We start from the raw sequence: 23,724 nt of genomic DNA, 5'->3' as shown, positions 1-23,724 counted from the left end.
AAAATCCGACGAACTAGTTGTATTTCACCTTTCTCAATATTCTGTAAGTCTCTTTATATGAGTTGTAAAGTTCAGTGCTATATTTCTTCAAGTAAATTTTTGATATTTCTAGTTTGGGTAAGGCTTCTTCAAATCCGTTGAGGTAACAAATGAGATAACTTGCTGCTAAATTCTTCAAATCTGAAGTTTCATTTTGAGTCAAAGAAATACCTTTTTCAAGTTTTTCTAAAATAGCATTGTTGGCATTATAAATATGATGCAAAACTTTGCGGTCGAATTGAGGTGGCTCAAAAATCAATTCTGCATCAATGGAATAACTAACATTATTATTGAATTGAATGGTTTTCTCTTCGAGCTTATAGTACTTGTATGAATTATGAAGCCCCAAACGTACATATTCTACTATTTTAAAAGAGTTTTCATCATATTCAATAGAAACTTCATCTAAAGCTGAGTAAAATAACCGTACTTGCTCGTTGACTAGTTCTATATCTACACGCGAAAAGAAAACTTCATCCTTCACTTGTTTCCTTTGTCCAGACCAACAAAGCACAAAATATTCTTTAAAGACTTTATATTTTGGTTCGTAGTCTTTACGCTTATTCATAAAGTCAAAAACACCATCAAGCGTTAGTTGAATATTATTTTGCGCATGATTTTCAATTGAGGCGACAATCTTAGAATTAACATCCTTAATTTCTATATCAAAAACTTTGGGCATACTCATGCTACCATCTCTAAAAAAGACAGAACCACCATAATATTTCCAAATGTTTTTTCTGAGTGAGGTTATTTTTTCGTTGGGTCTTATGGTTACAAGACCAACGACTCTATCGTCAGGTAAGTGAGGAAATGGAATATTTTCATACTGAACAATTGGTGGATTGGTAAGATAAGCGTTGATGAGGTTTTGAATTTTACTGTCATCAAAAAAATCGACACCAACGATTTTATTGTCGTCATTTTCAATACCAATAACAATGTACGAGTTGTTTTTAGGGTTACTGTTAGACAGTGCGCAGATATGTTTTAGAAACTTTGCCTTTCCTTCTCTGTAACTAATATCAATTTTTCGCTTTTTGTCATAAAAACTGTTCTCATCATTATGAGCTAACAAATTTTTTATGAGGAGGCGTTTGTTGATCATAGTTCCTTTTCCGAAACAGGAATCTTTTTAAAGTGTTTCTAATTCTCTTTTTATATTTTCTCTGGCCTTATTTTCAAATTGTGTTTTATAACTTTCTGTAAAGTACAACGTTTCTCGTTCTAAAAAATGTAGAAGTACTTTTTTTCTTCCTGGGTTATACAAAAAATCAGGATAAATTTTATACTCCTGTCGTATCTGTTGCGTGTAATTTTTATAGGTTTCCCAATCTTTTCCAAGAATGGATAAATCAAAATCTAAAAGATAGGCATTATCCGAATTTTTGTCTAAAATAACTTGGTGCTTTTTTGTTGAAATAATCAAATTTTTAACATTTTCAATCTGGTTTTCAGTAAAATTGAGCTTTTTTAAGCTTTTTTGGGTAAAAAGTGCACTTTTTTCTTCGTTGTCTTTTTTTGTTGATTTATAGATTATATCATGATACCAAATAGCATAAAGTAAGGCTGGAAAATCCTCAATATGACTTTTGATGTTTTCTGCTTGTAGAAGCATACTTTCTATATGAGAAAGATTATGATAATGCCTGTTTTTATGAGCGTATTTTTTGTGTAATTCTGACCAAAGCGTGTTTATTAACGCTTCATCGTTTGTGTATTTTGAAGTTAAATCAAACCAAGAAGATTTAATCTTCTCTATCATAGCTCTTTCTTCACAATAGTAGAACTCGCCTGCGCGGTGCAAAACATTAAAACATCAGCAATATTAACATGTGGTGGACGAGACACAGCAAAATAAATCACTTCAGCAACGTCTTCGGCTTGTAAAGCTTTGTATCCTGTATATACATTATCGGCTTGGTTTCCACCTTTAAAACGTACTTGGGAAAATTCGGTTTCTACTAAACCAGGATTTACTGCGCCGACTTTTATACCGTATGGATTCAAATCTATGCGCATGCCTTCTGTAATGGCTAAAACAGCATGTTTGCTTCCGCAATAGACATTGCCATTTGGATATACTTCTTTTCCGGCAGAAGAACCAATGTTGATGATGTGACCAGATTTTCTTTCGGTCATACCTGGAATGATAGCTTTGCTGACATATAGCAAACCTTTGACGTTAATATCCATCATGGCATCCCAATCGTCTAAGCTTCCTTGGTCTATAGGGTCTAAGCCATGAGCATTTCCGGCATTATTGATTAAGATATCGATGTTCTTAAATTCTTCAGGAAGCGATGCTATGGCTTCTAAGGTTTTTTCACGGTCACGAACATCAAAGTTTAAGATATGTACATCAGTTTCTTTTGATAAGGCTTTTTGAATGCTTTCTAAACGTTGTTGGCGTCTTCCGCAGAGTACAAGATTAATACCGTGTTTTGCAAACTCGTGAGCAGTTGCTCTACCTATACCGCTTGTTGCACCAGTTATTAGTGCTATTGGCCCCTTTTTATTTCCCCTAAGGGGAAAATTACCGTTATTCATAATGCTCTTTGTTTAATATTTTTTGATGTTTTGACAGTTCTATCGTTTTACTTAAAAAGTTATTATTTGTAGCCCTTCCTTTTGGGAAGGGTTGGGATGGGCTTATTTTTAAGGGACTTTATGCCCTTGACTTGCCACCAAAATTAAAAACCAGTCTTCTAATTCCAAATCTATTTTAGAAGCTTCTACTGCCTGAGTTAGTCTAATTTTGTTTGTAGTACCTACAACAGGATGAACACCAGCAGGATGTTTCATAATCCAAGCTAATAGTAATTGATCTTCAGTAGCGTTATACTTATCCATCAATTCACCAAGCTGTTTATGAATACGTCTCGTTTGCTCATTGTCCTCTTTAAATACGGAACCCAAAGGCGACCAAGCCATAGGCTTAATGCCACAAGTTTTTAAATAATCTAAAGTACCATCATGCATGGCTGTATGTTGAGTTAACGAAAACTCTATTTGATTAACATCAATATCTGTTCGCAACCCAATCATTTCCATTTGAGAAGGGGTAAAATTAGAAACACCAAAATCTTTTATTTTTCCGTCTTTCTTTAGAATTGTAACAGCTTCTGCAATGTCTTCAGCAACCATTAGCGGACTAGGTCTGTGTAGTAGCAAAAGATCTAAATATTCGGTTTGTAGATTTTTTAAAGAGTCTTCTACAGAGCAAATAATATATTCTTTACTATAGTCGTAATGTTTAACCTTGTTAGGTCTCTTATCACATAAATATTGAATGCCGCATTTTGAAATGAGTTGAATGTCTTCACGATTTATACTAGAATCCGCAAAGGCTTTCCCGAAATCTGCTTCGGTAGTATAAGCTCCGTAAATATCAGCGTGGTCAAAAGTGGTGATGTGGTTTTCAATGCAATGATGCATTAAAGTTTCCATGTCTTTTTTTGAAAGTTGTTTTCCCCAACTTCCCCAGGTCATGGTGCCTGCAATTAATCGAGAATATGTCACGTTAAAATCAGTTTATAAGGGTTTTTGTGCAATTCGTGTATAAAAATACTCAAAACATAAGAAAATCGGTATTATTGAGTGCTATTAATTCCAAATCTATTCGTTATGAAATCATTAATTTCTAGACCGTTACTTTTTGTGTTGTGTATTTTACTTGCTATGACTAGCTGTTCTAAAGATGAAGCTGGTTATGATGGTGAGCTATCTGGAGTTACTGTAAAACTAAAAAGCATTTCTAATGACTTAGGTGATGTGTATTTAGATATTAAAGATGTTCAATTAAAAGTTGAAAACAGTAACAATGCCAATTCTTGGATAAGTCTAAATGTCTTGCAGGAAACATACGATGTTTCAAATTTAGATACAGAACTACTGCTTGTTGATAATTTTGAAGTAAAGTCTGGTGCTATTTATGGAATAAGACTAGTACTTGGAGATAATAACTTTTTAAACCTAAATAATATACTTTATAGTTTGGATGTTGAAAATTTAGGTAATGCAACACCTTCTAATTTGGTTAACACGGAATTACTACGTAACAAATTTTACGATTTTACAATTGAGGTTGATTTAACTAAATCTTTAAGCTTTAATGAATCTGAAAACATGATGGTTTTAAACCCAAAACTGTATACAGAAATAAGAGAAATTCATATTTATTAATTTAATCCGATTTTATAAATATAATAGAGTGATAACCAAGTTGTCACTCTATTTTTTTAACTAAAGTTTAACTGGTTTTTTGGTCTTAATAGGTTATGCTAAATAATCTAAGAACGCTTTTCGTGCGTACCTAATTAATGAACCATAAAATCTAAAACATGAAATTTCTTAAACAAATTCTTTCAATTTTTTCAATGGCATTGTTACTAGTTGCATGTAATGATTCAGAAAGTTCTAACGATTCTGGAACAGCAACGCTATCGGTTAAACTTGTTGATGATCCAGGAGACTATCAAAACGTTTACGTTGAGGTAGAAGATATAATGGTAAAATATGACAGTGATGATTTTGATGAGAATGATGAAGGAGGATGGGAATCTATAGGGATTCTAAATCCGGGAGTTTATGATTTGTTAGAGCTTACAGGAGGTGTAAGTTTAGAGTTGGTAAACAATGAAACAATCCCAACAGGTCTTATTAAACAAATACGTCTAATATTAGGTGATGATAACTCAGTATTATTAGAAGGTGAAACAGAACCAAGACCGTTAAACACTCCAAGTGCTCAACAATCTGGATTAAAGATTATGATAGATCAAAGTATAAATCCTGGATATAATTATGATTTTATCCTAGATTTTGATGTTGAAGAATCTATTGTAATGGCTGGTAACTCAGGGAACATTAATCTTAAACCAGTTCTTAGAGCCAACCTAGAAGTTAATTCAGGAATTATTGCAGGTAATATTCAACCAAACGATATAGCTGCTGAAGTTACAGTAACTAACGGATTGTTCTCTACAACAACCTATACAAATGACTTAGGTGAATTTGAAATTTTAGGACTTCCTGAAGGAATTTATACCGTAACCGTTACTCCAGAAGCTTCTTCATTATTTACTCCAGTGGTAATTGATAACGTAGAAGTCAATATTGGTCAAACAACAAATTTAGATACCGTTATTTTTGAATAGCTTAACATAGTTTGTGAAAATTATTATAAAGCGCAGTACTACATAGTACTGCGCTTTATTTTTTAACCAATTGTTAACAGCAACTAAGAAATAATTTTAACACTTTGCGATGTCGAAAAAATTACTAATCATAATTTTGCTTATAATCCCTTAAAATAATGGAAGAAACGAGTACAGTTGATATTAAATCAATTAATGAAAAGATAGAAAAAGAAAGTGCTTTTGTAGATTTATTAACCTTAGAAATGAATAAGGTTATTGTGGGTCAAAAGCACATGGTAGAACGATTACTTATCGGATTGCTTGGTCAAGGACATATTTTATTAGAAGGTGTTCCTGGTTTGGCAAAAACCTTAGCAATAAACACTTTGTCTAAGGCTATTGATGCAAGTTTTAGTAGAGTACAGTTTACACCAGATTTATTACCAGCAGACGTTGTTGGTACTTTAATCTACAACATAAAGGAAAATGATTTTTCAATAAAGAAAGGACCAATCTTTGCTAATTTTGTCTTAGCAGATGAGATCAACAGAGCACCTGCTAAAGTACAGTCAGCTTTACTAGAAGCGATGCAGGAAAAACAAGTTACTATTGGAGACGAAACTTTTGTCTTAGACAAACCTTTCTTAGTAATGGCAACGCAAAACCCAGTAGAGCAAGAAGGAACTTATCCTTTACCAGAAGCTCAGGTAGACCGTTTCATGTTGAAAACCGTTATTGATTATCCAAAATTAGACGAAGAACAACTTATTGTAAGAGCAAATTTAAGGGGAACTTACGATAAAGTAAATCCTGTGGTTTCTATCGCACAAATTCTTAGTGCCCAGAAAGCTGTTAGGGAAGTTTATATGGATGAAAAAATTGAGAAATATATACTAGATATCATATTCGCAACACGTTATCCTGAAAAATATAAGTTAGGAGATTTAAAAGCTTTAATTTCTTTTGGAGCATCTCCTCGTGGTAGTATCAACTTAGCAACTGCTGCAAAATGTTATGCATTTATAAAGCGTAGAGGTTATGTAATTCCTGAAGATGTAAGAGCTGTAGTGCATGATGTTTTACGTCACAGAATCGGAATTACTTACGAAGCCGAGGCAGAAAATGTAACTTCAGAAGATATCATTAACAAGATTGTAAACGAAATCGAAGTACCTTAATCAGTTGGCAGTATTTAGTCAATAGTCTTCAGTAAAATGCAATATCCTGAAAACTTATAACTAAATACTATTTTAGGACTGCAAACCAAACTGCACACTGAACACGCATACTGAAAAAATGGATACAAAAGAACTTCTTAAAAAAGTACGAAAAATAGAGATTAAGACACGTCGTTTGTCTGATCACATATTTGGAGGCGAATACCATTCAACCTTCAAAGGACGAGGTATGACTTTTTCTGAAGTACGTCAATATCAATTTGGTGATGATGTAAGAAACATTGACTGGAATGTTACTGCACGCTACAACGAACCTTATATAAAAGTTTTTGAAGAAGAACGCGAGCTTACCATGATGTTGGTAGCGGATGTCTCGGGTAGTAAATTTTTTGGTACAAAGAATCAGTTTAAAGACGAAATAGTTACAGAAATAGCAGCAACTCTTGCATTTTCTGCAACTCAAAATAATGATAAAATCGGACTGATTTTATTTTCAGACGAAATAGAACTTTACATTCCGCCAAAGAAAGGACGCTCTCACGTACTTAGGATCATTAGAGAACTTTTAGAGTTTCAACCTAAAAGTAAAAGCACAAATGTTGCTGAGGCTTTAAAGTTTTTGTCTAGTGTTATGAAAAAGAAAGCCATAGTATTTGTGCTTTCAGATTTTATAGCAGATGACTATAAGCAAACACTCAAAATCGCTGCAGGAAGACACGATATAACTGGAATTAGAGTGTACGACAAACATGAAGAAAACATTCCAAATATAGGAATGGTGCAGATGGAAGATGAAGAAACAGGTGAATTACTACTTGTAAATACAGCTTCCAAAAAGGTGAGGTTGAACTACGGAAAATACTATAATGACCGAGTGAATTATTTTAGAGACAGTTTTACTAAATCAGGATCTGGTACTATAGATTGTAGAGTAGATGAGAGCTACGTAAAAAAATTGTTGGGTTATTTTAAAAGAAGAGGATAGAATTAAGTAAGAAGTGAAAAGTATAAAATTAAATAGCATTCTTAAGTTTTGTGGAAAAAGGACATTATTATCTCTAGCCTTTGTTCTAACATCTTTTTTCTCTTTTTCTCAGGTTACAACCGAAGTTGATACGACCAAAATAAGAATAGGCGAACAAATTAATTATAAAATTAATGTTGAAGCAGATTCAACAGCTTTAGTTGTTTTTCCTGAAGGGCAAACCTTTATGCCTCTAGAAGCTGTAGAAGCTACTGAAATAGATACAACAAAGAAAAAAGCAAACTTTTTACTGTCTAGAATATATAAATTAACCCAATTTGATTCGGGTTCGTACACTATTCCACAGCAAAAAATAATCATTGGAGATAAATCATTTCTAACGGATTCTTTACGAATCGACGTCAATACAGTAGTTGTAGACACTACAAAACAAAAGCTTTATGACATCAAACCAATCATTGAAGTTGAAGAACAAAGTGATTTTAATTGGATAGCACTTTTAATTGCTTTGGGTGCAATTCTTCTAGTTGCATTTTTGCTGTATTGGTTTATATGGCGAAAAAAACCACTAACCGAAGAAGAGGAAATAGCGTTGCTACCTCCTTACGATCGTGCAAAACTGGCTTTGAAAAAGTTAGATGAAAGCCAATATTTGATGCGTTCTGAAGTCAAAGATTTTTATTCTGAATTAACGTTTATCATCAGAAAATATCTAGATGAAAAAGTTTATGACAGAGCTTTAGAAAGTACAACAGATGAACTTGTCACTAGATTGCAATTACTCAAAGAAGGTAATCAAGTACCATTATCAAAAGAAACAATTGCCAATATAGAATCTATCTTAAAACGTGCCGATTTAGTAAAATTTGCAAAGTCTGCACCCGATACGGCTTTGGCAGAAATGGATAAAGCAACCATTGATAAAGAAATAGATCACGTCAAGGAAAGCTTGCCAGAACCTTCTGAAGAAGAAAAGTTATTAGATCAGCAATACAAGGAAGAGCAAGAACGCAAAAAGAAGCGTAAAAAAGTAATCCTTACCATTGCTATCTCTCTGTTCTTAATTGTAGCAACATTTGTTGGCTTTGGTATTAAATACGGCTTTAAATATGTAAAAGATACTATTATTGGTCATGAAAGCAAAGAACTTCTAGAAGGCAATTGGGTAGAAAGTGCCTACGGTTTTCCACCGGTTTGGATAGAAACTCCTAAAGTGTTAAAGCGTGTTGAGTTAGAAGTGCCTGAGGTTGATGATGAAAAAATGAAAGTTTCAACATTTATGTATGGAACTTTACTAGATGTTTTTAGTGTTACTGTAAATAACATAACGCTTACGGTTCCTCAACAACAAGCGCCAGGTCAACAAGGTCAGAAAAATGAAGAGTCTACTTTTGATCTTTTAAAAATGTCTGAGGAAACCATAAAGTTACTCGAGGCTCAAGGTGTCACTGATATTATTGTTAAAAACGATAAGATTATAACACCTAATGGTGCAGAAGGCTTAAAGACTTTCGGAACTATGAGCATAAAAATGCCAAATACCGAAAATAAGGTTAAAGCTAACTACATGTTTGCATTTTTTGCCAATAAAAATGTGGCTCAACAGATTATGGTGACATGGCCAGTTGACGATGAATATGCAGATGAAATGGTAAATAGAATAGTAGATTCAATTGAGTTAAACCCAGATGAAGCTGTAGAAGAAGAAAAGTAATGTTTGACAATATAGAATTTTTAAATAAAGAGTTTTTTTGGTTGTTCCTATTGTTGCCAATAGCAATAGTTTGGTACATTTTTAAGCATAACAAACAAACAGCAGAATTAAAAATTTCGACAATCAAAGGCTTTAAAGTAACGTCTTCAAAATGGTCAAAATTGAAACACGTACTTTTTGTTTTGCGATTATTGGCTTTAGGGTTATTAATCGCAGCCTTAGCCAGACCAAGAACAGTTGATGTATCTACAAGAACAAAAACCACAAGAGGTATTGATATTGTTATGGCCATTGATGTATCGGCAAGTATGCTGGCAAAAGATTTAAGTCCAAATAGATTGGAAGCTCTTAAAGAAGTTGCATCAGATTTTATAGATGGTAGACCAAACGATAGAATAGGTTTAGTTGAATATGCTGGTGAAGCCTATACTAAAACACCGATTACAAGTGACAAATCTATAGTGCTTAGATCATTGAGAGATATTAAGTACAACACTATCATTGAAAGTGGGACCGCAATAGGGATGGGATTAGCAACTTCTGTAAATAGACTGAAAGATAGTAGAGCTAAAAGTAAAGTTATCATTCTCTTAACGGATGGTGTGAACAACTCAGGATTTATAGATCCAAAAATAGCAAGTGAGTTAGCTATGGAATATGGGATTAAAGTTTACACTATTGGTTTAGGGACAAATGGTATGGCTTTATCACCAATCGGTATTAATCCAGATGGATCTTTCAGATATGGTCGTCAGCAAGTAGAAATTGATGAAAAATTGCTGGAAGAAATTGCTAATGTTACAGGTGGAAAATATTTTAGAGCCACTAACAATAAAAAATTAGCTGAGATTTATGATGAAATCAATAAGCTAGAAAAAACAGAAATAGAAGAAAAGAAATATTATAATTACGACGAAAAGTATAGACCTCTAGTACTTGCGGCAGGTATACTTTTGTTAATCGAATTATTATTTAGAAATACAATATTTAGAAGCTTTGTTTAGATTCGACGAAAAAATATGGTTTTGGACATTACTGGTTATTCCGGTAATCATACTATTGTTTATAATGCTTCAAATTTGGAGAAGATCTGCACAAAAAAAGTTTGCTGATAGCCTTCTATTAAAGCGTTTAAGTCCTAATCAATCTACATTTAAAAGTGTATTAAAAATACTAGTCCTTTGTGGAGCTTTTGCATGCTTATCTTTGGCTTTAGTCAATCCTAAAATTGGCACAAAACTTGAAACCGTTAGGAGTCAAGGAGTAGATATTGTTTTTGCAGTAGATGTTTCCAAGAGTATGTTGGCTGAGGATATTGCGCCAAACCGTTTAGATAAATCGAAACAATTGGTTACGCAAATTATCAATAGCTTAACGAGTGATAGAGTTGGTATTATAGCTTATGCAGGTAAAGCGTTTCCGCAGTTACCAATAACAACGGATTATGCTTCCGCAAAAATGTTCTTGCAAAACATGAATACTGATATGCTGTCTTCACAGGGAACTGCTATCAGCGAAGCAATTCAGTTAGCAAAAACCTATTATGATGATGAAGAACAAACTAATAGGATTCTTATCATTATTTCTGATGGTGAAGATCACGATGGTGAAGCAATAGATGTGGCAGAAGAAGCTAATGAAGAAGGCATCCGAATTTTAACCGTTGGTGTAGGAGATGTAAAAGGTGGTCCTATTCCTATAAAGCGAAATGGAGTTGTTTTAAACTATAAAAAGGATAGTAAAGGAGAAACAGTAATTACACGCTTAGACGAAACAACCTTGAAAGAAATTGCTAGTGAAGCCAATGGAGTTTATGTTAACGGTAGAAACACAAACGAAGTTGTTACGGCTATTAAAGATGTTTTGGACAAAACGGATAAAACCGAGTTCGAATCGAAACAAATAGCAGATTTCAAAGACCAGTTTCAATGGTTTTTAGCCTTGGGTATTTTATTGTTGTTTGTAGATATCTTTTTCTTAGAACGTAAAACAGCTTGGTTAAAGAAATTAAATTTATTTAATGAGAACTTTTAACTTTAAAATTTCTTTAACGCTAAGTAATTAAAGGGTTTGGTAATTTTAATTAATAAAGTCGGAAATAAAAAAATAAGTAAAATGAAGATAAATTTTGTAGTTGTAGCATTGCTTACTTTTTTTTCAGGTTTCGCTCAAGAAATTAATAAAGCACAATTAAAAGCAGAGCAAAACGCTAATAATTTTGTGTATAAGGCTAATGAATTGCTCAACGAGGATAATTATGTTGAAGCAGAAATGGAATATAGAAAAGCCATTTCCGAAGCACCTAATAAAGCAGTTGGAGCCTATAACTTAGCACATTCCTATTTCAGAAAAGGCAGTTTTGAGGAGGCTCTTTTTAGAGGTGAAGAAGCTGCTAAGAATGCTACATCTAAAGATGAAAAGCACAGAGCCTACCATAATATTGGTAATATTTTAATGCAAAACAAAATGTGCAAAGAAGCCGTAGAAGCTTATAAAAATGCATTGAGAAACAATCCGACAGATGAAGAAACCCGTTATAATTTTGCTCTAGCAAAAGAATGTGCAGAACAGCAACAAGACGATGGTGGAGGTGAAGATAACAAAGAGGACGAAAACCAAGATAGCGAGCAGGATAAAGAAGATCAGGAAAAGAAGCAAGACGAAAATAAGGACGATCAAGATAAGAAAGACGAAGGCGACCAAGACAAGAAGGATGGAGACAAAGAAGAAGATGAAAATGGTAAACCTAAAGACGATAAAAAGGATGATGGTAAAGGAGATAAGGAAGACCAAAATAAAAACCAGCAACAGAAGCCGAAGCCTGGACAAATGTCTCCTCAACAAATGAAGAATATCCTAGAAGCTATGCAAAACCAAGAACAAAAGGTTCAGGAAAAGATGAATGCAGAAAAGCAAAAAGGAGCCAAAGTAAAAACTGAAAAAGATTGGTAACAAATTGTAATAATTTGTAACCCTTAACTAAATGAAAATCGCAAAATACATATCAATTTTAATACTGATGCTTTCTTCAAGTTTAGCTTTTTCTCAAGTTAAATTTGAAGCTAAAGTCAGTAAGAAAAAATTAGGTGTTAACGAACGCCTAAGGATTGATTTTGAAATGAACCAAGATGGAGACAATTTTGTACCTCCTAATTTTGCAGATTTTGATGTAGTTGGAGGTCCAAACACGTCTATGAGTAATTCATGGATAAATGGAAAACGTACTTATAAAAAAACGTATAGCTACTTTTTAGCCCCCAAAAAAAGAGGGAGTTTTACTATAAAGCAAGCGACTATAGAGATTGATGGTGAAACCTATAAAACTTTTCCAGTAACCGTAGAGGTTACGGCAGCAGTAGATCGGCCTAATGCTCCACCTCAAGCTTCAGATATTGCTGATGATAACATCCATTTGGTAGCTGAGGTTTCTAAATCAGACCCGTATCTCAATGAAGCTATAACAGTAGTATATAAACTTTATGTTTCAGCTGAAACAGGTGTAAGTAGTTGGCGAGAAAAGGACAATCCTAGATATAATGATTTCTGGAGTCAGAATATCGAAATAAAGGGTCTTAATATTCAAAAAGGGCAATACAAAGGTGAAGATTATCGCTATGTTGTACTGAGAAAAACAGTATTGTACCCTCAAAAAACAGGAAAATTAAAATTAGAGCCATTAGTATTGGATATCACGGTTGAAGTGCCAACTAATAGATATGATATTTTTGGACGTCCATTAATGACAAAAGTACCTAAGCTCGTCACAGCTGGTAGTAGAACTATTGATGTAAAACCATTACCAGAAGAAGGTAAGCCAGCAGATTTTAAAGGTGCAGTTGGGGATTTTTCATTTAAAGTTACAACCTCAAAAACTGAGTTAGATGCATCGGAATCTCTTCAAGCTAAAATAGAAGTTTCAGGAAAAGGAAATTTAAAATTATTTGAATTACCTAAGTTAACCGTTCCAAGTTCTTTGGAAGTTTATGAGCCAGAGCATAAAGAAAATGTTCGCACAAACTTAAGTGGAATGCAAGGTGGTATTTCCGATACTTATACTATTGTCCCACAATATAAAGGGAAGTATCCTATTCCTTCAATTTCATTTTCTTATTTCGACTTAAAGACTGAAAGTTATCAACGTATTACTTCCGATGAAATAATAATTGATGTGTTAGACGGTCCAATGGCAAATACAAATACTAAAGAAAATGCTACCACAGAAAGTACAAAACAAGCCGTAAAAGCTAATACAAATACGTTTGCTTTTATAAAAACATCAACAGATTTCGTAAGTACAACGAATGAGTCTTTCTTTAAGTCTAATGCATTTTGGTCATTATTATTAGTACCATTTTTAGCAATCCCATTAGCGATTGTTATAAGAAGAAAACAAGACGAGCGTGCGGCAGATGTTGAAGGTAACAGAATTAGAAAAGCAGATAAACTTGCCAAGAAATATCTTGGTGCTGCCAAAAAATCTTTAGGACAAAAAGAAGCATTCTACGTGGCATTAGAAAAAGCTTTGCATAATTACCTTAAGGCGAAGTTGCATATTGAAACTAGTGATTTCAATAAAGAAAAAATAGAAAGTATTCTTACGGAGAGACAAGTTGAAGCACCTGTAATTTCAGACTTTATTTCTATTTTAGAAAGTTGTGAATTGGCACGTTATACACCAATTACGCAAGTTACTATGGAGAATGATTATGAAAAGGCAGCTAAGACAATTTCATTAATTGATAAGCAATTAAGATAGTATGAGAACACTAATTTTTATAGGTCTATATATTTTTAGTCTGTTGGGTTGGTCTCAGAATAATAGCCAATTGTTTGATGAAGCCAATGCCTTATACAATGATGGTAAATATGCAGAAGCTATAGACAAATATGAGTCAATTCTTGGCACTGATGTACATTCTGCCGAATTGTATTTTAATTTAGCAAATGCCAATTACAAACTCAATAATGTTGCTCCAAGCATTTACTATTACGAAAAAGCGCTTTTGCTTAAGCCAAACGATAAAGACATTCAGAATAATCTAGCCTATGCTCAAAATATGACCATAGATGCAATTGACAAAGTTCCTGAAGTTGGTTTTGCGAGAATCACAAAAAACATTGTAAATACATTTTCTGCCGATACTTGGGCTATCATAGCCGTAGTAGGAGTTATTTTGTTTGTTTTAATATTTTTAACCTACCACTTTTCTTATAGAACAACCAAGAAAAGAATTGCATTTGTAAGTAGCGTTGTTATTTTATTCATAGCCTTATTCTCTGTAGCTATGGCATTTCAAAAAAGCGCATTAGAAAAGAAAGATAATCCAGCGATTATCTATGTTCAAGAGAGTAGGGTAAAAACTGATCCTAACCAAACAAGCGAAGAAGTTTTTAGACTTCATGAAGGCACAAAAGTCAAGGTTTTAGAAACCTACGAAGATTGGAAAAAAATTCAATTAGCAGATAATTCTACAGGTTGGGTGCCATCAAAAGACCTACGATTAATCAAAGATTTTTAGTTTATATTTTGAATTTGTTAAATTCTTAATGCTATATTTGAGGTAAATGCAAAAAACCTCAAGACATATAAAAGCACTTTATTTGGCATTACTATTTTTAGTTTTAATATCTGCTCCAACAGTTATTATGTCTATTGATAGCTCTATCGACGTGTCAAGTTTTTACAATGTTAATGAGGAAGAAGAGCATGAAAACCTAAAAATAGTTTTCAAAACTACCGCTTTGGATTCACAAGCTTTATTTGAAGAACTTATTAGCTCAAATCATATAGGCTTTTCTTTTAAAAACTACTCTAAGCCTTATCTAAGTGTAGTTTCTCCACCGCCAGAATATATTTTATAGTTTTAATAAATCCCTTCTAAAAATTATAAAATAGCTCATGAGAAATTCTCATTGGCAAAACAATACATATTATGTTTAAATATTTAAAAAACGATATACCGGCAAGTATAGTCGTATTCTTTGTAGCCTTACCTCTTTGTTTGGGTATAGCTTTAGCTAGTGGAGCACCATTATTTTCAGGATTAATAGCAGGTATTATAGGTGGAATCGTTGTTGGCGCTATGAGTGGCTCTAAAATTGGAGTTAGTGGACCAGCAGCTGGTTTAGCAGCTATAGTGTTTGCTGCCATTAATAGTTTAGGCTATGAAGCCTTTTTGGTAGCCGTAGTTTTGGGTGGAATTATTCAAATAGTTTTTGGATTGCTTAAGGCAGGAGTTATTGGGTATTATTTTCCCTCATCCGTTATTAAAGGCATGTTAACAGGTATTGGAATTATTATTATATTAAAACAAATTCCTCACTTTTTTGGCTTAGATAAAAACCCAGAAGGAGCTTGGGACTTCTTTCAGAGCGATGGTGAAAATACATTCTCAGAACTCTTCAAGATATCTGATTTCTTAAGTCCTGGTGCTACTTTAATTGCATTTATATCTATTGGTATTTTATTGTTATGGAGCAATGTCTTGTCTAAGAAAGGAAAGATCTTTCAAATTATTCAAGGACCATTAGTAGCTGTAGTTGTAGGTGTTGTTTTTTATCTTTTGACAAAGGATAGTTCAACTTTAGGAATTGCTAAAGAGCATTTGGTAAACGTTCCAGTTCCTGGAAGTGTAGACGATTTTTTAGGTCAGTTTGCCACTCCAGCATTTAGTGCTATTACAAATCCAGAAGTATGGCTTACGGCTTTCACTATTGCTTTAGTAGCAAGTTTAGAAACTTTACTTTGTGTTGAAGCAACAGACAAGTTAGATCCAGAAAAAAATGTAACACCAACTAACCGAGAATTACTTGCTCAAGGTACAGGAAATATTGTTTCAGGACTCATAGGAGGCTTACCAATAACCCAAGTAATTGTACGTAGTAGCGCGAATATTCAGAGTGGAGGTAAAACCAAAATGAGTGCCATTATTCACGGATTCTTGCTCTTAATATCTATTGTAACTATTCCTGTTTTATTAAATAAAATTCCACTTTCAGTCTTAGCAGCTGTGCTACTTATTGTTGGTTATAAACTAGCAAAGCCAAGTATTTTCAAGGAAATGTGGAAATCTGGATGGAGACAATTCGTTCCGTTTATTTTAACGGTTTTAATTCTTCAATATAATTTATTAGTTGGAGTTGGAGTTGGTTTAGCAGTTGGAATATTTATAACTTTATACCAAAGTTTTAAAAACAGTCACTTTTTACATAAAGTTGAAGAAGATACCAAAGGTGAACATCATGTAAAGATGACTTTAGCAGAGGAAGTTACGTTTTTAAACAAAGCAACGATATTGAAAGAATTGGATGCTTTACCAGAAAACACTTATTTAGAAATTGATGTTAGAAAAACAACATATCTCGATTTTGATGTCATTGAAATTCTAGAAGATTTTGCAGTGAAAGCAAAACAGAAAAATATTCATATAAAACTATATTCGCAACGAGGAACAATAGAAAATCCTGATAGTTTTGTAACGTTTTTTAAACAGAAAAAAGAAGATATTAATGTATGATCAACTTTTATTGGTCATACAGACAAAGAATAATAATTAACTATATTTAGAAGTCTTAGAGGACTTAAGAGTTTGAATAAAAAAAGAAAAACTGATATGAAAGCACATACAAGAGAGACACAGGCAACTATGACTCCAGAAAAGGCTTTGGAATTTTTAAAACAAGGAAATGTACGTTTTCAGAGCAATTTAAAAGCCAATAGAAATTTACTAGAACAAGTTAACGATACTGCTGAAGGCCAATTTCCATTTGCAACGATTTTGAGTTGTATAGATTCAAGAGTTTCTGCAGAATTGGTATTTGACCAAGGTTTGGGTGACATTTTTAGCATAAGAATAGCAGGTAATTTTGTGAATCAAGATATTCTCGGTAGTATGGAATTTGCTTGTAAACTTGCTGGTACAAAACTTATTGTTGTTTTAGGACATACAAGTTGTGGTGCCATAAAAGGTGCTTGCGATCACGCTAGAATGGGTAATTTAACCACGCTTATCAATAAAATAGAACCTGCGGTTTATGCCGTAGACGAACCTGAAGAAAAGGCGCAACGTAACTCGTCTAATTTAGAATTTGTTGATGCAGTTTCTAAAAAGAATGTAGAAATGGCTTTAGAAAACGTAAGAAATCAAAGTGTGATATTGCATGAAATGGAGGAGAAAGGAGAAATTAAAATTGTAGGAGCTATGTACGATATTAGTACTGGTGAAGTTGAGTTTTATTAAAAACTTAAACACATAAAAATAAAAAAACCAGAATTTGTGTTCTGGTTTTTTTATTTTTACTATTTAATTTTTAGAACCAAGGCTTCTTTCCAACTTGGTAAGTATTGTAGAAGTCCGCATCAGATTTAGTAAGATAAATGATACCTTCAATAAGACCGATGATGCTCATTATCCATACGACAAAAACACCAACTCCAATACATGATAAAACAATACCAATAAGAGTAACACCAAGCATTATTCCTCCTTCTTTACTATAGCCTAAAATAAATTTATGAACACCAAAACAGCCAAAGATTATACCTAGTATTCCGGCTAAAATCTTTTTGTTGTCACCACCTGTTTTGTCAAAAGCTTCTTTAGCTCCTTGAGTAAATTCATTAGCGGTTTCTTTGGCTTCGTCAGAGAATTCCTTTGCTTTTTTACTGATGTTATCAGATGCTTTTTTTGCACCATCTTTTGCGTCATCTAACATATCGTTAAGATCGTCGCCCAAATTTTTGTTATCGTCAGACATTTTAAATTTTTAATTGGTTAGTATTATACGGTTTAAATTTAGTAAAAAAATTGAATGCATTACAGAAAAGTCTTATCAATAGGTTCCCATAATTCAATTTTATTACCATCATTATCAAGGATCCACCCAAACTTTCCATATTCATAAGTCTCCATTTCCCCTACAATTGTTACACCTTCTTCTTTTAAAACTTTTAATAATTCTTCAAGATTTTCAACCCTATAATTAAACATGAAGTCTTTTTTAGAAGGTTCATAATATTTTGTGTCTTCTGCAAAAGGACTCCATTGTGTAGAGCAATCTTTCCCTTCTTTATCTTTCCACCAAAAGGTGCAGCCATAATCATCTGTGTTAAAACCTAAATGCTTTTTGTACCATTCTTTTGAGGCTTTTGGGTCTGTAGTTTTAAAAAATAATCCACCGATTCCTGTTACTCGTTTTTTCATTTTACTTCTTTTTTAATGCTGATTCATAAATTTTTATCCATTCCTCACTAGACATTTTTCTGGTGAGTTCGCCTAATAGTTCATAGGGTATTTCGTCTATGTTTTTAAATCGAATACAACTTTTACCCATGTCTAATTTGCGTTTACAATGCTTCGGATACTCACTAACAAACCAATCTAGTAATTCCTTTTTTGCATAAATTCCCATATGATAAAAGTTGATTGAATTTTTCTGGGAAGCAAAACTCATGAAAGGTAAAGGAATTTTAGGATCACAGTGATAGCCATCTGGATATACAGAATGTGGTACATAGTAACCAATCATTTTGTATTGTATACCTTCTTCAAAACCTTTAGGTAGGTTAGCATTAATTATTTTTCTTAGTTTTTTTAAAGCGTCTTGTCGCTCTTCTGGAACTTGACTAATATAGTCCTCAGGTGAAATTGCATCGTATTGCATTTTAGAGTGGTTTAGTAGTTATTTCTTTTGGAGAATCAATCCTGAAATTAAAGATATAATAAATCCTATTAAGACCACAGTGATAAACATAAGTAATGCCATAAAACCAGATCCTCCATAGTCCTCCATCTGTTTACTCAGTTCAGCTTTTTTTAGGGCTAATTCTTCTCCAGAGTAGAGTGTCTCATAACTTTCTAAGGTTATAGCTAAGTATTCTTCAGCAAAGTCAGGATTTATAACTGTAGTATATAAATAATCCATTAAGCCAACACCAAGCCCAACAAAAGCAGAAATTAATAGACCTATTAATAAAGCTTTACCAAATGTAACTTTTCCATTATTAACATTGTCTCTATAATGTCTTATGCCAAAGTAAACAAAAGACAAAGAGGCTATCATTGAGCCATAGCCAATAATTTCTTGAGTCGTATAACTTAAACCGTTACCAAAGGTTAGAGCTAAACCAAAAATAATAGCTCCAAGTAAGAGTCCATACCCACCAAATTTCAACACTGTATTTTTCATATATTTTCAATTTTAGTTTAAAGCAAATGTATCTGTATACACCATTTTTGGGCTCATACTAAAGTACCAAAAAGCTAATACTAAAGTCTAGAAGTTTGTTTTTTAGATGATTTTCAGAGATTTTGCAATTTGAACAGCTTGCGTTCTTCGTTTGGCATTAAGTTTCAATAAAAGATTTGAAACATGAGTTTTAATAGTGCTTTCAGAGAGAAATAATTTTTCACCAATTTCTTTATTGGAAAGACCTTCAGAAATATGTTGAAGAACGTCATATTCTCTAGTTGTAATTTCTAATTCACTTATTTTGTTTGTGTCTATTTCTGCTGAATCTATATCTTTTTTACGAAGAGATTTCTTATTGATATAAATACCTATAAAGAAAAAAACGAAGGCAATAACCGATACAATTATTTCTGTACTAACATCTCCGGTTATTAGAGCAAATTTGCTAAATTGAAAGAGTAGTAAAATTGCTAAAATTAGCAATCCAAACACGAGAATAGTTTTCTTCATGTTTTAAAATTAGCAAAATTTTGCTTTGATCTTATCAACAATAGTTTGAGCGAGTTTTACTTTGCTTTCTATAGTCCAGCCAGCAACGTGAGGAGACAACAAAACATTTTCAGCGTTGATTAAATACTCAAAAGCTTCTGGCATATCTTCTGAAGTAAAAAGATTTTCAAATGATGATTTTTCATACTCCAAAACATCGAGTCCAGCACCTAAAATTTCACCTGTTTTTAAGGCTTCTACCAAGTCTTTTGTCACAACACTTTTACCTCTTGCAGTGTTGATTAACCAAAATGGTTTTTTGAATTTACTGATGAATTTAGCATCCACCATATTTAAAGTTAATGGTGTTTGCGGTGTGTGAAGACTTAATACATCAGCTTTAGATTGCAATTCTTCTAAAATAACTTGATTGGCATTGGCGTCACCAACTCCATGCTGTATATCATAGCAGAGGACTTCAACATCAAAACCACGTAGTTTTTTAGCAAAGGCTTTTCCCATATTACCATAACCAATAATACCAACGGTTTTACCATCGAGTTCAATGCCACGATTAGCTTCACGAAGCCATTTGCCTTGGCGTACTTCTTTATCCGCTTTGTTGAGTTTGTTAAAAAGAGAAAGTAGCATTCCTAAAGCGTGCTCACCAACAGCATTTCTATTGCCTTCAGGAGCAGAAATGAGATACACACCTTTTTCTTCGGCATAATCGCAATCAATGTTTTCTAAACCAGCACCAACACGACCAATAAATTTAAGGTTTGTAGCAGCATCTAAAAATGTTTTGTCAATAGTAAATCGGCTTCTGATGATAATACCATCATATAGAGCAATTTTATTTTCAATTTCAGATTTTGAAGATGTAAAATCTTCATGGTTTTCAAAACCCAAGGTGTTGAGTTGTTCAATGAGTAGTTCGTGGTTACTGTCTAAATGAAGAATTTTCATAGTCTAAAATCCAATAATCCAACCTGAAAGTACAAAGAATAGATAAATACCTAAGATGTCATTACTGGTTGTAATAAAAGGTCCTGTAGCAATGGCAGGATCAATACCTCGTTTATCTAAAATAATAGGAACAAAGGTACCTATTAAAGCAGCTACGGTTATAACACACATCATAGATATTGCTATAGCAAGACTTTCCGTAGTATTCTGTCCAATTAAAAATCCAAATAGCACCACTAATAAAGCCAAAGCAAACCCGTTAATTAAGGCTAAGCCCACTTCTTTTAAGAGACGGTTTAGTAAACTACCTTTTACATTATCATTAGCCAAACCTTGAACAATAATAGCGCTAGATTGTACACCAACATTTCCTGCCATTGCGGCGATAAGTGGTGTGTAAAAGAATAAAGAAGGTACGGTTTCCATAACTTCCTCAAAACCTTTCATAATAAATACACTACCTAAACCACCAAAAAGTCCAAGAACCAACCATGGTAATCGTGCTTTTGTTAATTCTAAAATGCTATCATCAGCTTCAACTTCTTGGGTAATACCTGCTGCTAATTGGTAATCTTTATCAGCTTCTTCTTTTAAGACATCAACAATATCATCAATGGTAATTCTTCCCAATAAAGTCTGGTTATCGTCTACAACAGGAATAGCTTCCAAATCGTATTTTGCCATAACCTTTGCAACATCTTCAACATCATCATTGACATGTACCCAATCCACACTTTCTTTGGCGATATCTGCAATTTTCTGTTCACTTTTGGCAACGATTAAATCTTTTAGAGATAATCTACCAATAAGTTGCTCTTTTTTATTGACGACATAAATAGAATGTACTCGGGTGACATCTTTTGCCTGACCTCTAATACGTCGCAAACAGCCAGCAACCGTCCAAGTTTCATAAACTTTTACGAGCTCTTTTGCCATGAGACCACCTGCAACATCTTCATCATAAGCTAAAAGCTCTTGAATTTCTGCCTTATGATCTTCATCTTCAATTTCTGAGATAACGGCTAGTTGGCGTTCTTCAGGAAGTTCTGCAATAATATCTGCTGCATCATCGGTATCTAATTCTTCAATCTCTTCAGCAATTTCTTTGGCAGATAGTTGCTCTAAAATCTTCTCTCTGTTATCCTCATCAAGTTCCATAAGGATATCAGAGGTTGTTTCAGAGTCTAAAAGTTTAATAAGGTATAGCGCATCTTCAAGATCTAATTCATCAAGAATTTCGGCAATATCAGCATAGTGGAAATCATTTAAAAGTCTTTTGAGTTCTTTGTCGTTTTTATCTTCGACAAGCACTTCAACTTTTTCAATAAGTTCTTCTGTGAGCTGAAATTGTATGTTATCTTGAGTTTCTTCCACGCGATTATATTATGTCATTTTCGAGAATGAAGAACGTTGTCATTTCCTAAATTTAGCTGTTTGAGCTATAACGATTTTAATGACAGCGTTTTAAATATCGTTTTCAATAAGCGAAGTCAGTTCAATAAAATCTGAAACGCTCAATTGTTCTGGTCGTTGCCCAAATATAGTATTTGCTTTTAAATTATCCGACAGATTGAATGTTTTTAAACTGTTACGTAGTGTTTTTCTGCGTTGCTGAAAACCTGTCTTTACGACTTTGAAGAAGAGTTGTTCATCACAAGGAAGTGTGAAATTTTCTTTTCGTTTTAATAACAATACTCCTGAATCTACTTTTGGAGGTGGATTAAATACTGAAGGTGGAACAGTAAATAGATATTCGGCATCATAAAAAGCCTGAGTTAGAACGGATATAATGCCATAAATTTTTGAACCTTCTTTAGAACAGATGCGTTGCGCAACTTCTTTTTGAAACATCCCAGAGAATTCAGGTACTTGATGTCTTAATTCTAAAGTTTTAAACACAATTTGCGACGAAATATTATAAGGAAAATTACCTATGATTGCGAAAGGTTTTTCGTTAAACACTTCCGTTAAATCATACTTTAAAAAGTCTTTTTCGTAAATTCTGTTAGATAGCGTATGGTAATTATTTTTTAAATACTCAACGGACTCGGTATCTATTTCTACAACATGTGTGGTAATATCTTTTTTGAGGAGATATTTGGTGAGCACACCCATGCCTGGACCAATTTCCAACACATCTTTATAACCATCTAAAGATAATGTGTCTGCAATTTTTTGTGCGATATTTTCATCTTTCAAAAAGTGCTGACCTAAATGTTTTTTTGCTTTTACTTGATTTTGATTATCCATTAGGGTTTGTCAGTTTTAGATTCTTTTATTGCTACAAAGATGATTAATAATCCTAAACCAACACCACAAAGAAACCCACCAATAGTTTCCCATGGTTCAGTATTGTGAAAGTAATAAGCCATAACTAAACCAATTAAAATGAGAAGTAGACTAATACTTCTGAAAAGAAATCGGTTTTTGTATATCTTTTTACGGGCTTTCATATAAGTCTAAGGAACATTAATAGTTCTATTTGTTTCTTTTGAAGCATCATAGATTTCCAGTAATAACTCAATTATGTTTGAGAAAAGTACTATAATCGGTCTTGAAAGAAATCTTAATAAAGGCTTTATAAAATAATCAAGCATAAATACTTAGTTGTAATCTTTCGATAAAGATTAGAACCACTAAATTACTTGAAATTTACCGAATATTCATCAACAACCTCAAGTTCAGTTCTAAAGGCGAGCATTTTGTCGGCAAAACGTTTTAGACCATCTTGTCTTAAACCTTCAGCGTGGTTAGCATAATAGTTTTCTAAAGCTTCTCTGCTGTGCGCTCTGTACTGAATAGAGTAAGTGACTCCACCCATTTCCTCTTCAACTAAAACTTTGGTCAGTTTAGCTTCTTTAAAGTGACCTGTTGCTAACACTTGCGGAATGTGTTCTTTTATCCAAGTAAGCCATTCTTTATGAATGCTGTCGTCTATATTTACTGTGACGTTGTATATGATCATTGTTTGAATTACATAATGAAATTAGATACAAAAGTAAATAAATGAAAGTTGAT

Annotated in this window: 27 protein-coding genes; 13 read left to right on the top strand and 14 right to left on the bottom strand. The window is 33.2% G+C overall.

Translation table 11 applies throughout. The features are described 5' to 3' along the window. Positions 1 to 13 precede the first annotated feature (13 nt). From AC2H4K_RS06605 to AC2H4K_RS06590, 4 genes are all read right to left on the bottom strand, one after another. Positions 14 to 1,147: an ATP-binding protein gene (locus AC2H4K_RS06605; RefSeq protein ID WP_281140510.1), complete on the bottom strand. Its 1,134-nt coding sequence runs from the start codon at positions 1,145 to 1,147 to the stop codon at positions 14 to 16. A gap of 27 nt (positions 1,148 to 1,174) precedes the next feature. Further along, on the bottom strand, positions 1,175 to 1,804 hold the full coding sequence (locus AC2H4K_RS06600; RefSeq protein WP_281140509.1) for an HD domain-containing protein: 630 nt from the start codon (positions 1,802 to 1,804) through the stop codon (positions 1,175 to 1,177). Next, complete coding sequence (locus tag AC2H4K_RS06595) at positions 1,801 to 2,589, bottom strand: SDR family NAD(P)-dependent oxidoreductase (RefSeq protein WP_493742989.1); 789 nt, start codon at positions 2,587 to 2,589, stop codon at positions 1,801 to 1,803. Before AC2H4K_RS06595 ends, AC2H4K_RS06600 begins: the two co-directional genes overlap by 4 nt. 108 nt (positions 2,590 to 2,697) lie before the next feature. Then, complete coding sequence (locus tag AC2H4K_RS06590; protein ID WP_493742988.1) at positions 2,698 to 3,561, bottom strand: aldo/keto reductase; 864 nt, start codon at positions 3,559 to 3,561, stop codon at positions 2,698 to 2,700. Between the two features lie 105 nt (positions 3,562 to 3,666). Between AC2H4K_RS06590 and AC2H4K_RS06585 the strand changes: the two genes are divergently transcribed. The 13 genes from AC2H4K_RS06585 (at position 3,667) to AC2H4K_RS06525 (ending at position 17,297) form a co-directional block, all read left to right on the top strand. Further along, on the top strand, positions 3,667 to 4,224 hold the full coding sequence (locus AC2H4K_RS06585) for a DUF4382 domain-containing protein (RefSeq protein WP_281140506.1): 558 nt from the start codon (positions 3,667 to 3,669) through the stop codon (positions 4,222 to 4,224). Positions 4,225 to 4,382: 158 nt separating this feature from the next. Then, positions 4,383 to 5,198: a DUF4382 domain-containing protein gene (locus AC2H4K_RS06580; RefSeq protein WP_281140505.1), complete on the top strand. Its 816-nt coding sequence runs from the start codon at positions 4,383 to 4,385 to the stop codon at positions 5,196 to 5,198. Between the two features lie 158 nt (positions 5,199 to 5,356). Beyond that, on the top strand, positions 5,357 to 6,358 hold the full coding sequence (locus AC2H4K_RS06575) for an AAA family ATPase (RefSeq protein ID WP_281140504.1): 1,002 nt from the start codon (positions 5,357 to 5,359) through the stop codon (positions 6,356 to 6,358). A 118-nt stretch (positions 6,359 to 6,476) separates the two neighbouring features. Beyond that, the gene (locus AC2H4K_RS06570) at positions 6,477 to 7,343 is read left to right on the top strand and encodes a DUF58 domain-containing protein (protein ID WP_281140503.1); all 867 of its coding nucleotides are present in this window, start codon (positions 6,477 to 6,479) and stop codon (positions 7,341 to 7,343) included. Between the two features lie 13 nt (positions 7,344 to 7,356). Then, positions 7,357 to 9,057, top strand: coding sequence for a hypothetical protein (locus AC2H4K_RS06565; RefSeq protein WP_281140502.1), 1,701 nt, complete (start codon positions 7,357 to 7,359; stop codon positions 9,055 to 9,057). After that, positions 9,057 to 10,061, top strand: coding sequence for a vWA domain-containing protein (locus AC2H4K_RS06560; protein WP_281140501.1), 1,005 nt, complete (start codon positions 9,057 to 9,059; stop codon positions 10,059 to 10,061). Before AC2H4K_RS06565 ends, AC2H4K_RS06560 begins: the two co-directional genes overlap by 1 nt. Continuing rightward, on the top strand, positions 10,054 to 11,091 hold the full coding sequence (locus AC2H4K_RS06555; protein ID WP_281140500.1) for a vWA domain-containing protein: 1,038 nt from the start codon (positions 10,054 to 10,056) through the stop codon (positions 11,089 to 11,091). The genes AC2H4K_RS06560 and AC2H4K_RS06555 overlap by 8 nt, the downstream gene beginning before the upstream one ends. Positions 11,092 to 11,172: 81 nt before the next feature. After that, positions 11,173 to 12,009 (top strand): aerotolerance regulator BatC, encoded by an 837-nt coding sequence (locus AC2H4K_RS06550; protein ID WP_281140499.1) that lies wholly within the window; start codon positions 11,173 to 11,175, stop codon positions 12,007 to 12,009. Positions 12,010 to 12,040: 31 nt separating this feature from the next. Then, positions 12,041 to 13,813, top strand: a complete 1,773-nt coding sequence (locus AC2H4K_RS06545) for a BatD family protein (protein WP_281140498.1) — start codon at positions 12,041 to 12,043, stop codon at positions 13,811 to 13,813. 1 nt (position 13,814) lies between these two features. After that, entirely contained in the window at positions 13,815 to 14,576 is a 762-nt protein-coding gene (locus tag AC2H4K_RS06540; RefSeq protein ID WP_281140497.1) for a tetratricopeptide repeat protein, read from the top strand. Between the two features lie 46 nt (positions 14,577 to 14,622). Next, positions 14,623 to 14,919: a hypothetical protein gene (locus AC2H4K_RS06535; RefSeq protein WP_281140496.1), complete on the top strand. Its 297-nt coding sequence runs from the start codon at positions 14,623 to 14,625 to the stop codon at positions 14,917 to 14,919. Positions 14,920 to 14,990: 71 nt separating this feature from the next. Next, positions 14,991 to 16,574 (top strand): SulP family inorganic anion transporter, encoded by a 1,584-nt coding sequence (locus tag AC2H4K_RS06530; protein ID WP_281140495.1) that lies wholly within the window; start codon positions 14,991 to 14,993, stop codon positions 16,572 to 16,574. A gap of 72 nt (positions 16,575 to 16,646) precedes the next feature. After that, a complete protein-coding gene (locus AC2H4K_RS06525) occupies positions 16,647 to 17,297 on the top strand; it encodes a carbonic anhydrase family protein (protein ID WP_281140494.1) in 651 nt (216 codons plus the stop codon). Between the two features lie 70 nt (positions 17,298 to 17,367). On the opposite strand, the gene AC2H4K_RS06520 is transcribed toward AC2H4K_RS06525, so the two are convergent. The 10 genes from AC2H4K_RS06520 to AC2H4K_RS06475 all read right to left on the bottom strand — a co-directional run bounded on the left by AC2H4K_RS06520 (position 17,368) and on the right by AC2H4K_RS06475 (position 23,671). Further along, complete coding sequence (locus tag AC2H4K_RS06520; protein ID WP_281140493.1) at positions 17,368 to 17,814, bottom strand: TM2 domain-containing protein; 447 nt, start codon at positions 17,812 to 17,814, stop codon at positions 17,368 to 17,370. Between the two features lie 59 nt (positions 17,815 to 17,873). Beyond that, entirely contained in the window at positions 17,874 to 18,260 is a 387-nt protein-coding gene (locus AC2H4K_RS06515) for a VOC family protein (RefSeq protein WP_281140492.1), read from the bottom strand. Position 18,261: 1 nt separating this feature from the next. Next, positions 18,262 to 18,720: a DUF1801 domain-containing protein gene (locus AC2H4K_RS06510; RefSeq protein ID WP_281140491.1), complete on the bottom strand. Its 459-nt coding sequence runs from the start codon at positions 18,718 to 18,720 to the stop codon at positions 18,262 to 18,264. Between the two features lie 18 nt (positions 18,721 to 18,738). After that, complete coding sequence (locus AC2H4K_RS06505) at positions 18,739 to 19,245, bottom strand: DUF4199 domain-containing protein (RefSeq protein ID WP_281140490.1); 507 nt, start codon at positions 19,243 to 19,245, stop codon at positions 18,739 to 18,741. A 102-nt stretch (positions 19,246 to 19,347) separates the two neighbouring features. Then, on the bottom strand, positions 19,348 to 19,758 hold the full coding sequence (locus tag AC2H4K_RS06500) for a response regulator transcription factor (protein WP_281140489.1): 411 nt from the start codon (positions 19,756 to 19,758) through the stop codon (positions 19,348 to 19,350). 9 nt (positions 19,759 to 19,767) lie between these two features. Continuing rightward, positions 19,768 to 20,706 carry a 2-hydroxyacid dehydrogenase gene (locus tag AC2H4K_RS06495; protein WP_281140488.1) on the bottom strand — a complete coding sequence of 313 codons (939 nt, stop codon included), beginning with the start codon at positions 20,704 to 20,706 and terminating at the stop codon, positions 19,768 to 19,770. A gap of 3 nt (positions 20,707 to 20,709) precedes the next feature. Further along, positions 20,710 to 22,080, bottom strand: a complete 1,371-nt coding sequence (mgtE, locus tag AC2H4K_RS06490) for a magnesium transporter (protein ID WP_281140487.1) — start codon at positions 22,078 to 22,080, stop codon at positions 20,710 to 20,712. A gap of 90 nt (positions 22,081 to 22,170) precedes the next feature. Continuing rightward, positions 22,171 to 22,956 (bottom strand): 16S rRNA (adenine(1518)-N(6)/adenine(1519)-N(6))-dimethyltransferase RsmA, encoded by a 786-nt coding sequence (gene rsmA, locus AC2H4K_RS06485; RefSeq protein WP_281140486.1) that lies wholly within the window; start codon positions 22,954 to 22,956, stop codon positions 22,171 to 22,173. Beyond that, positions 22,956 to 23,159 (bottom strand): hypothetical protein, encoded by a 204-nt coding sequence (locus tag AC2H4K_RS06480; RefSeq protein WP_281140485.1) that lies wholly within the window; start codon positions 23,157 to 23,159, stop codon positions 22,956 to 22,958. The genes rsmA and AC2H4K_RS06480 overlap by 1 nt, the downstream gene beginning before the upstream one ends. A 188-nt stretch (positions 23,160 to 23,347) precedes the next feature. Beyond that, positions 23,348 to 23,671: a DUF4286 family protein gene (locus tag AC2H4K_RS06475; RefSeq protein ID WP_281140484.1), complete on the bottom strand. Its 324-nt coding sequence runs from the start codon at positions 23,669 to 23,671 to the stop codon at positions 23,348 to 23,350. Positions 23,672 to 23,724 lie beyond the last annotated feature (53 nt).

Source organism: Winogradskyella sp. 266wxhm, from assembly GCF_058964685.1.
Note: the sequence above shows the minus strand (reverse complement) of the source record. Positions and strands in the feature narration are given on the sequence as shown.

Bases quoted from the DNA above. Each gene is read 5' to 3' on its own strand.
- AC2H4K_RS06530 (WP_281140495.1), top strand. From the start codon at position 14,991: ATGTTTAAATATTTAAAAAACGATATACCGGCAAGTATAGTCGTATTC.
- AC2H4K_RS06580 (WP_281140505.1), top strand. From the start codon at position 4,383: ATGAAATTTCTTAAACAAATTCTTTCAATTTTTTCAATGGCATTGTTA.
- AC2H4K_RS06505 (WP_281140490.1), bottom strand. From the start codon at position 19,245: ATGAAAAATACAGTGTTGAAATTTGGTGGGTATGGACTCTTACTTGGA.
- AC2H4K_RS06480 (WP_281140485.1), bottom strand. From the start codon at position 23,159: ATGAAAGCCCGTAAAAAGATATACAAAAACCGATTTCTTTTCAGAAGT.
- AC2H4K_RS06495 (WP_281140488.1), bottom strand. From the start codon at position 20,706: ATGAAAATTCTTCATTTAGACAGTAACCACGAACTACTCATTGAACAA.
- AC2H4K_RS06510 (WP_281140491.1), bottom strand. From the start codon at position 18,720: ATGCAATACGATGCAATTTCACCTGAGGACTATATTAGTCAAGTTCCA.
- AC2H4K_RS06545 (WP_281140498.1), top strand. From the start codon at position 12,041: ATGAAAATCGCAAAATACATATCAATTTTAATACTGATGCTTTCTTCA.
- AC2H4K_RS06500 (WP_281140489.1), bottom strand. From the start codon at position 19,758: ATGAAGAAAACTATTCTCGTGTTTGGATTGCTAATTTTAGCAATTTTA.
- AC2H4K_RS06595 (WP_493742989.1), bottom strand. From the start codon at position 2,589: ATGAATAACGGTAATTTTCCCCTTAGGGGAAATAAAAAGGGGCCAATA.
- AC2H4K_RS06550 (WP_281140499.1), top strand. From the start codon at position 11,173: ATGAAGATAAATTTTGTAGTTGTAGCATTGCTTACTTTTTTTTCAGGT.
- rsmA (WP_281140486.1), bottom strand. From the start codon at position 22,956: ATGGATAATCAAAATCAAGTAAAAGCAAAAAAACATTTAGGTCAGCAC.
- AC2H4K_RS06605 (WP_281140510.1), bottom strand. From the start codon at position 1,147: ATGATCAACAAACGCCTCCTCATAAAAAATTTGTTAGCTCATAATGAT.
- AC2H4K_RS06540 (WP_281140497.1), top strand. From the start codon at position 13,815: ATGAGAACACTAATTTTTATAGGTCTATATATTTTTAGTCTGTTGGGT.
- AC2H4K_RS06585 (WP_281140506.1), top strand. From the start codon at position 3,667: ATGAAATCATTAATTTCTAGACCGTTACTTTTTGTGTTGTGTATTTTA.
- AC2H4K_RS06600 (WP_281140509.1), bottom strand. From the start codon at position 1,804: ATGATAGAGAAGATTAAATCTTCTTGGTTTGATTTAACTTCAAAATAC.
- AC2H4K_RS06535 (WP_281140496.1), top strand. From the start codon at position 14,623: ATGCAAAAAACCTCAAGACATATAAAAGCACTTTATTTGGCATTACTA.
- AC2H4K_RS06520 (WP_281140493.1), bottom strand. From the start codon at position 17,814: ATGTCTGACGATAACAAAAATTTGGGCGACGATCTTAACGATATGTTA.
- AC2H4K_RS06575 (WP_281140504.1), top strand. From the start codon at position 5,357: ATGGAAGAAACGAGTACAGTTGATATTAAATCAATTAATGAAAAGATA.
- AC2H4K_RS06560 (WP_281140501.1), top strand. From the start codon at position 9,057: ATGTTTGACAATATAGAATTTTTAAATAAAGAGTTTTTTTGGTTGTTC.
- AC2H4K_RS06570 (WP_281140503.1), top strand. From the start codon at position 6,477: ATGGATACAAAAGAACTTCTTAAAAAAGTACGAAAAATAGAGATTAAG.
- AC2H4K_RS06515 (WP_281140492.1), bottom strand. From the start codon at position 18,260: ATGAAAAAACGAGTAACAGGAATCGGTGGATTATTTTTTAAAACTACA.
- AC2H4K_RS06475 (WP_281140484.1), bottom strand. From the start codon at position 23,671: ATGATCATATACAACGTCACAGTAAATATAGACGACAGCATTCATAAA.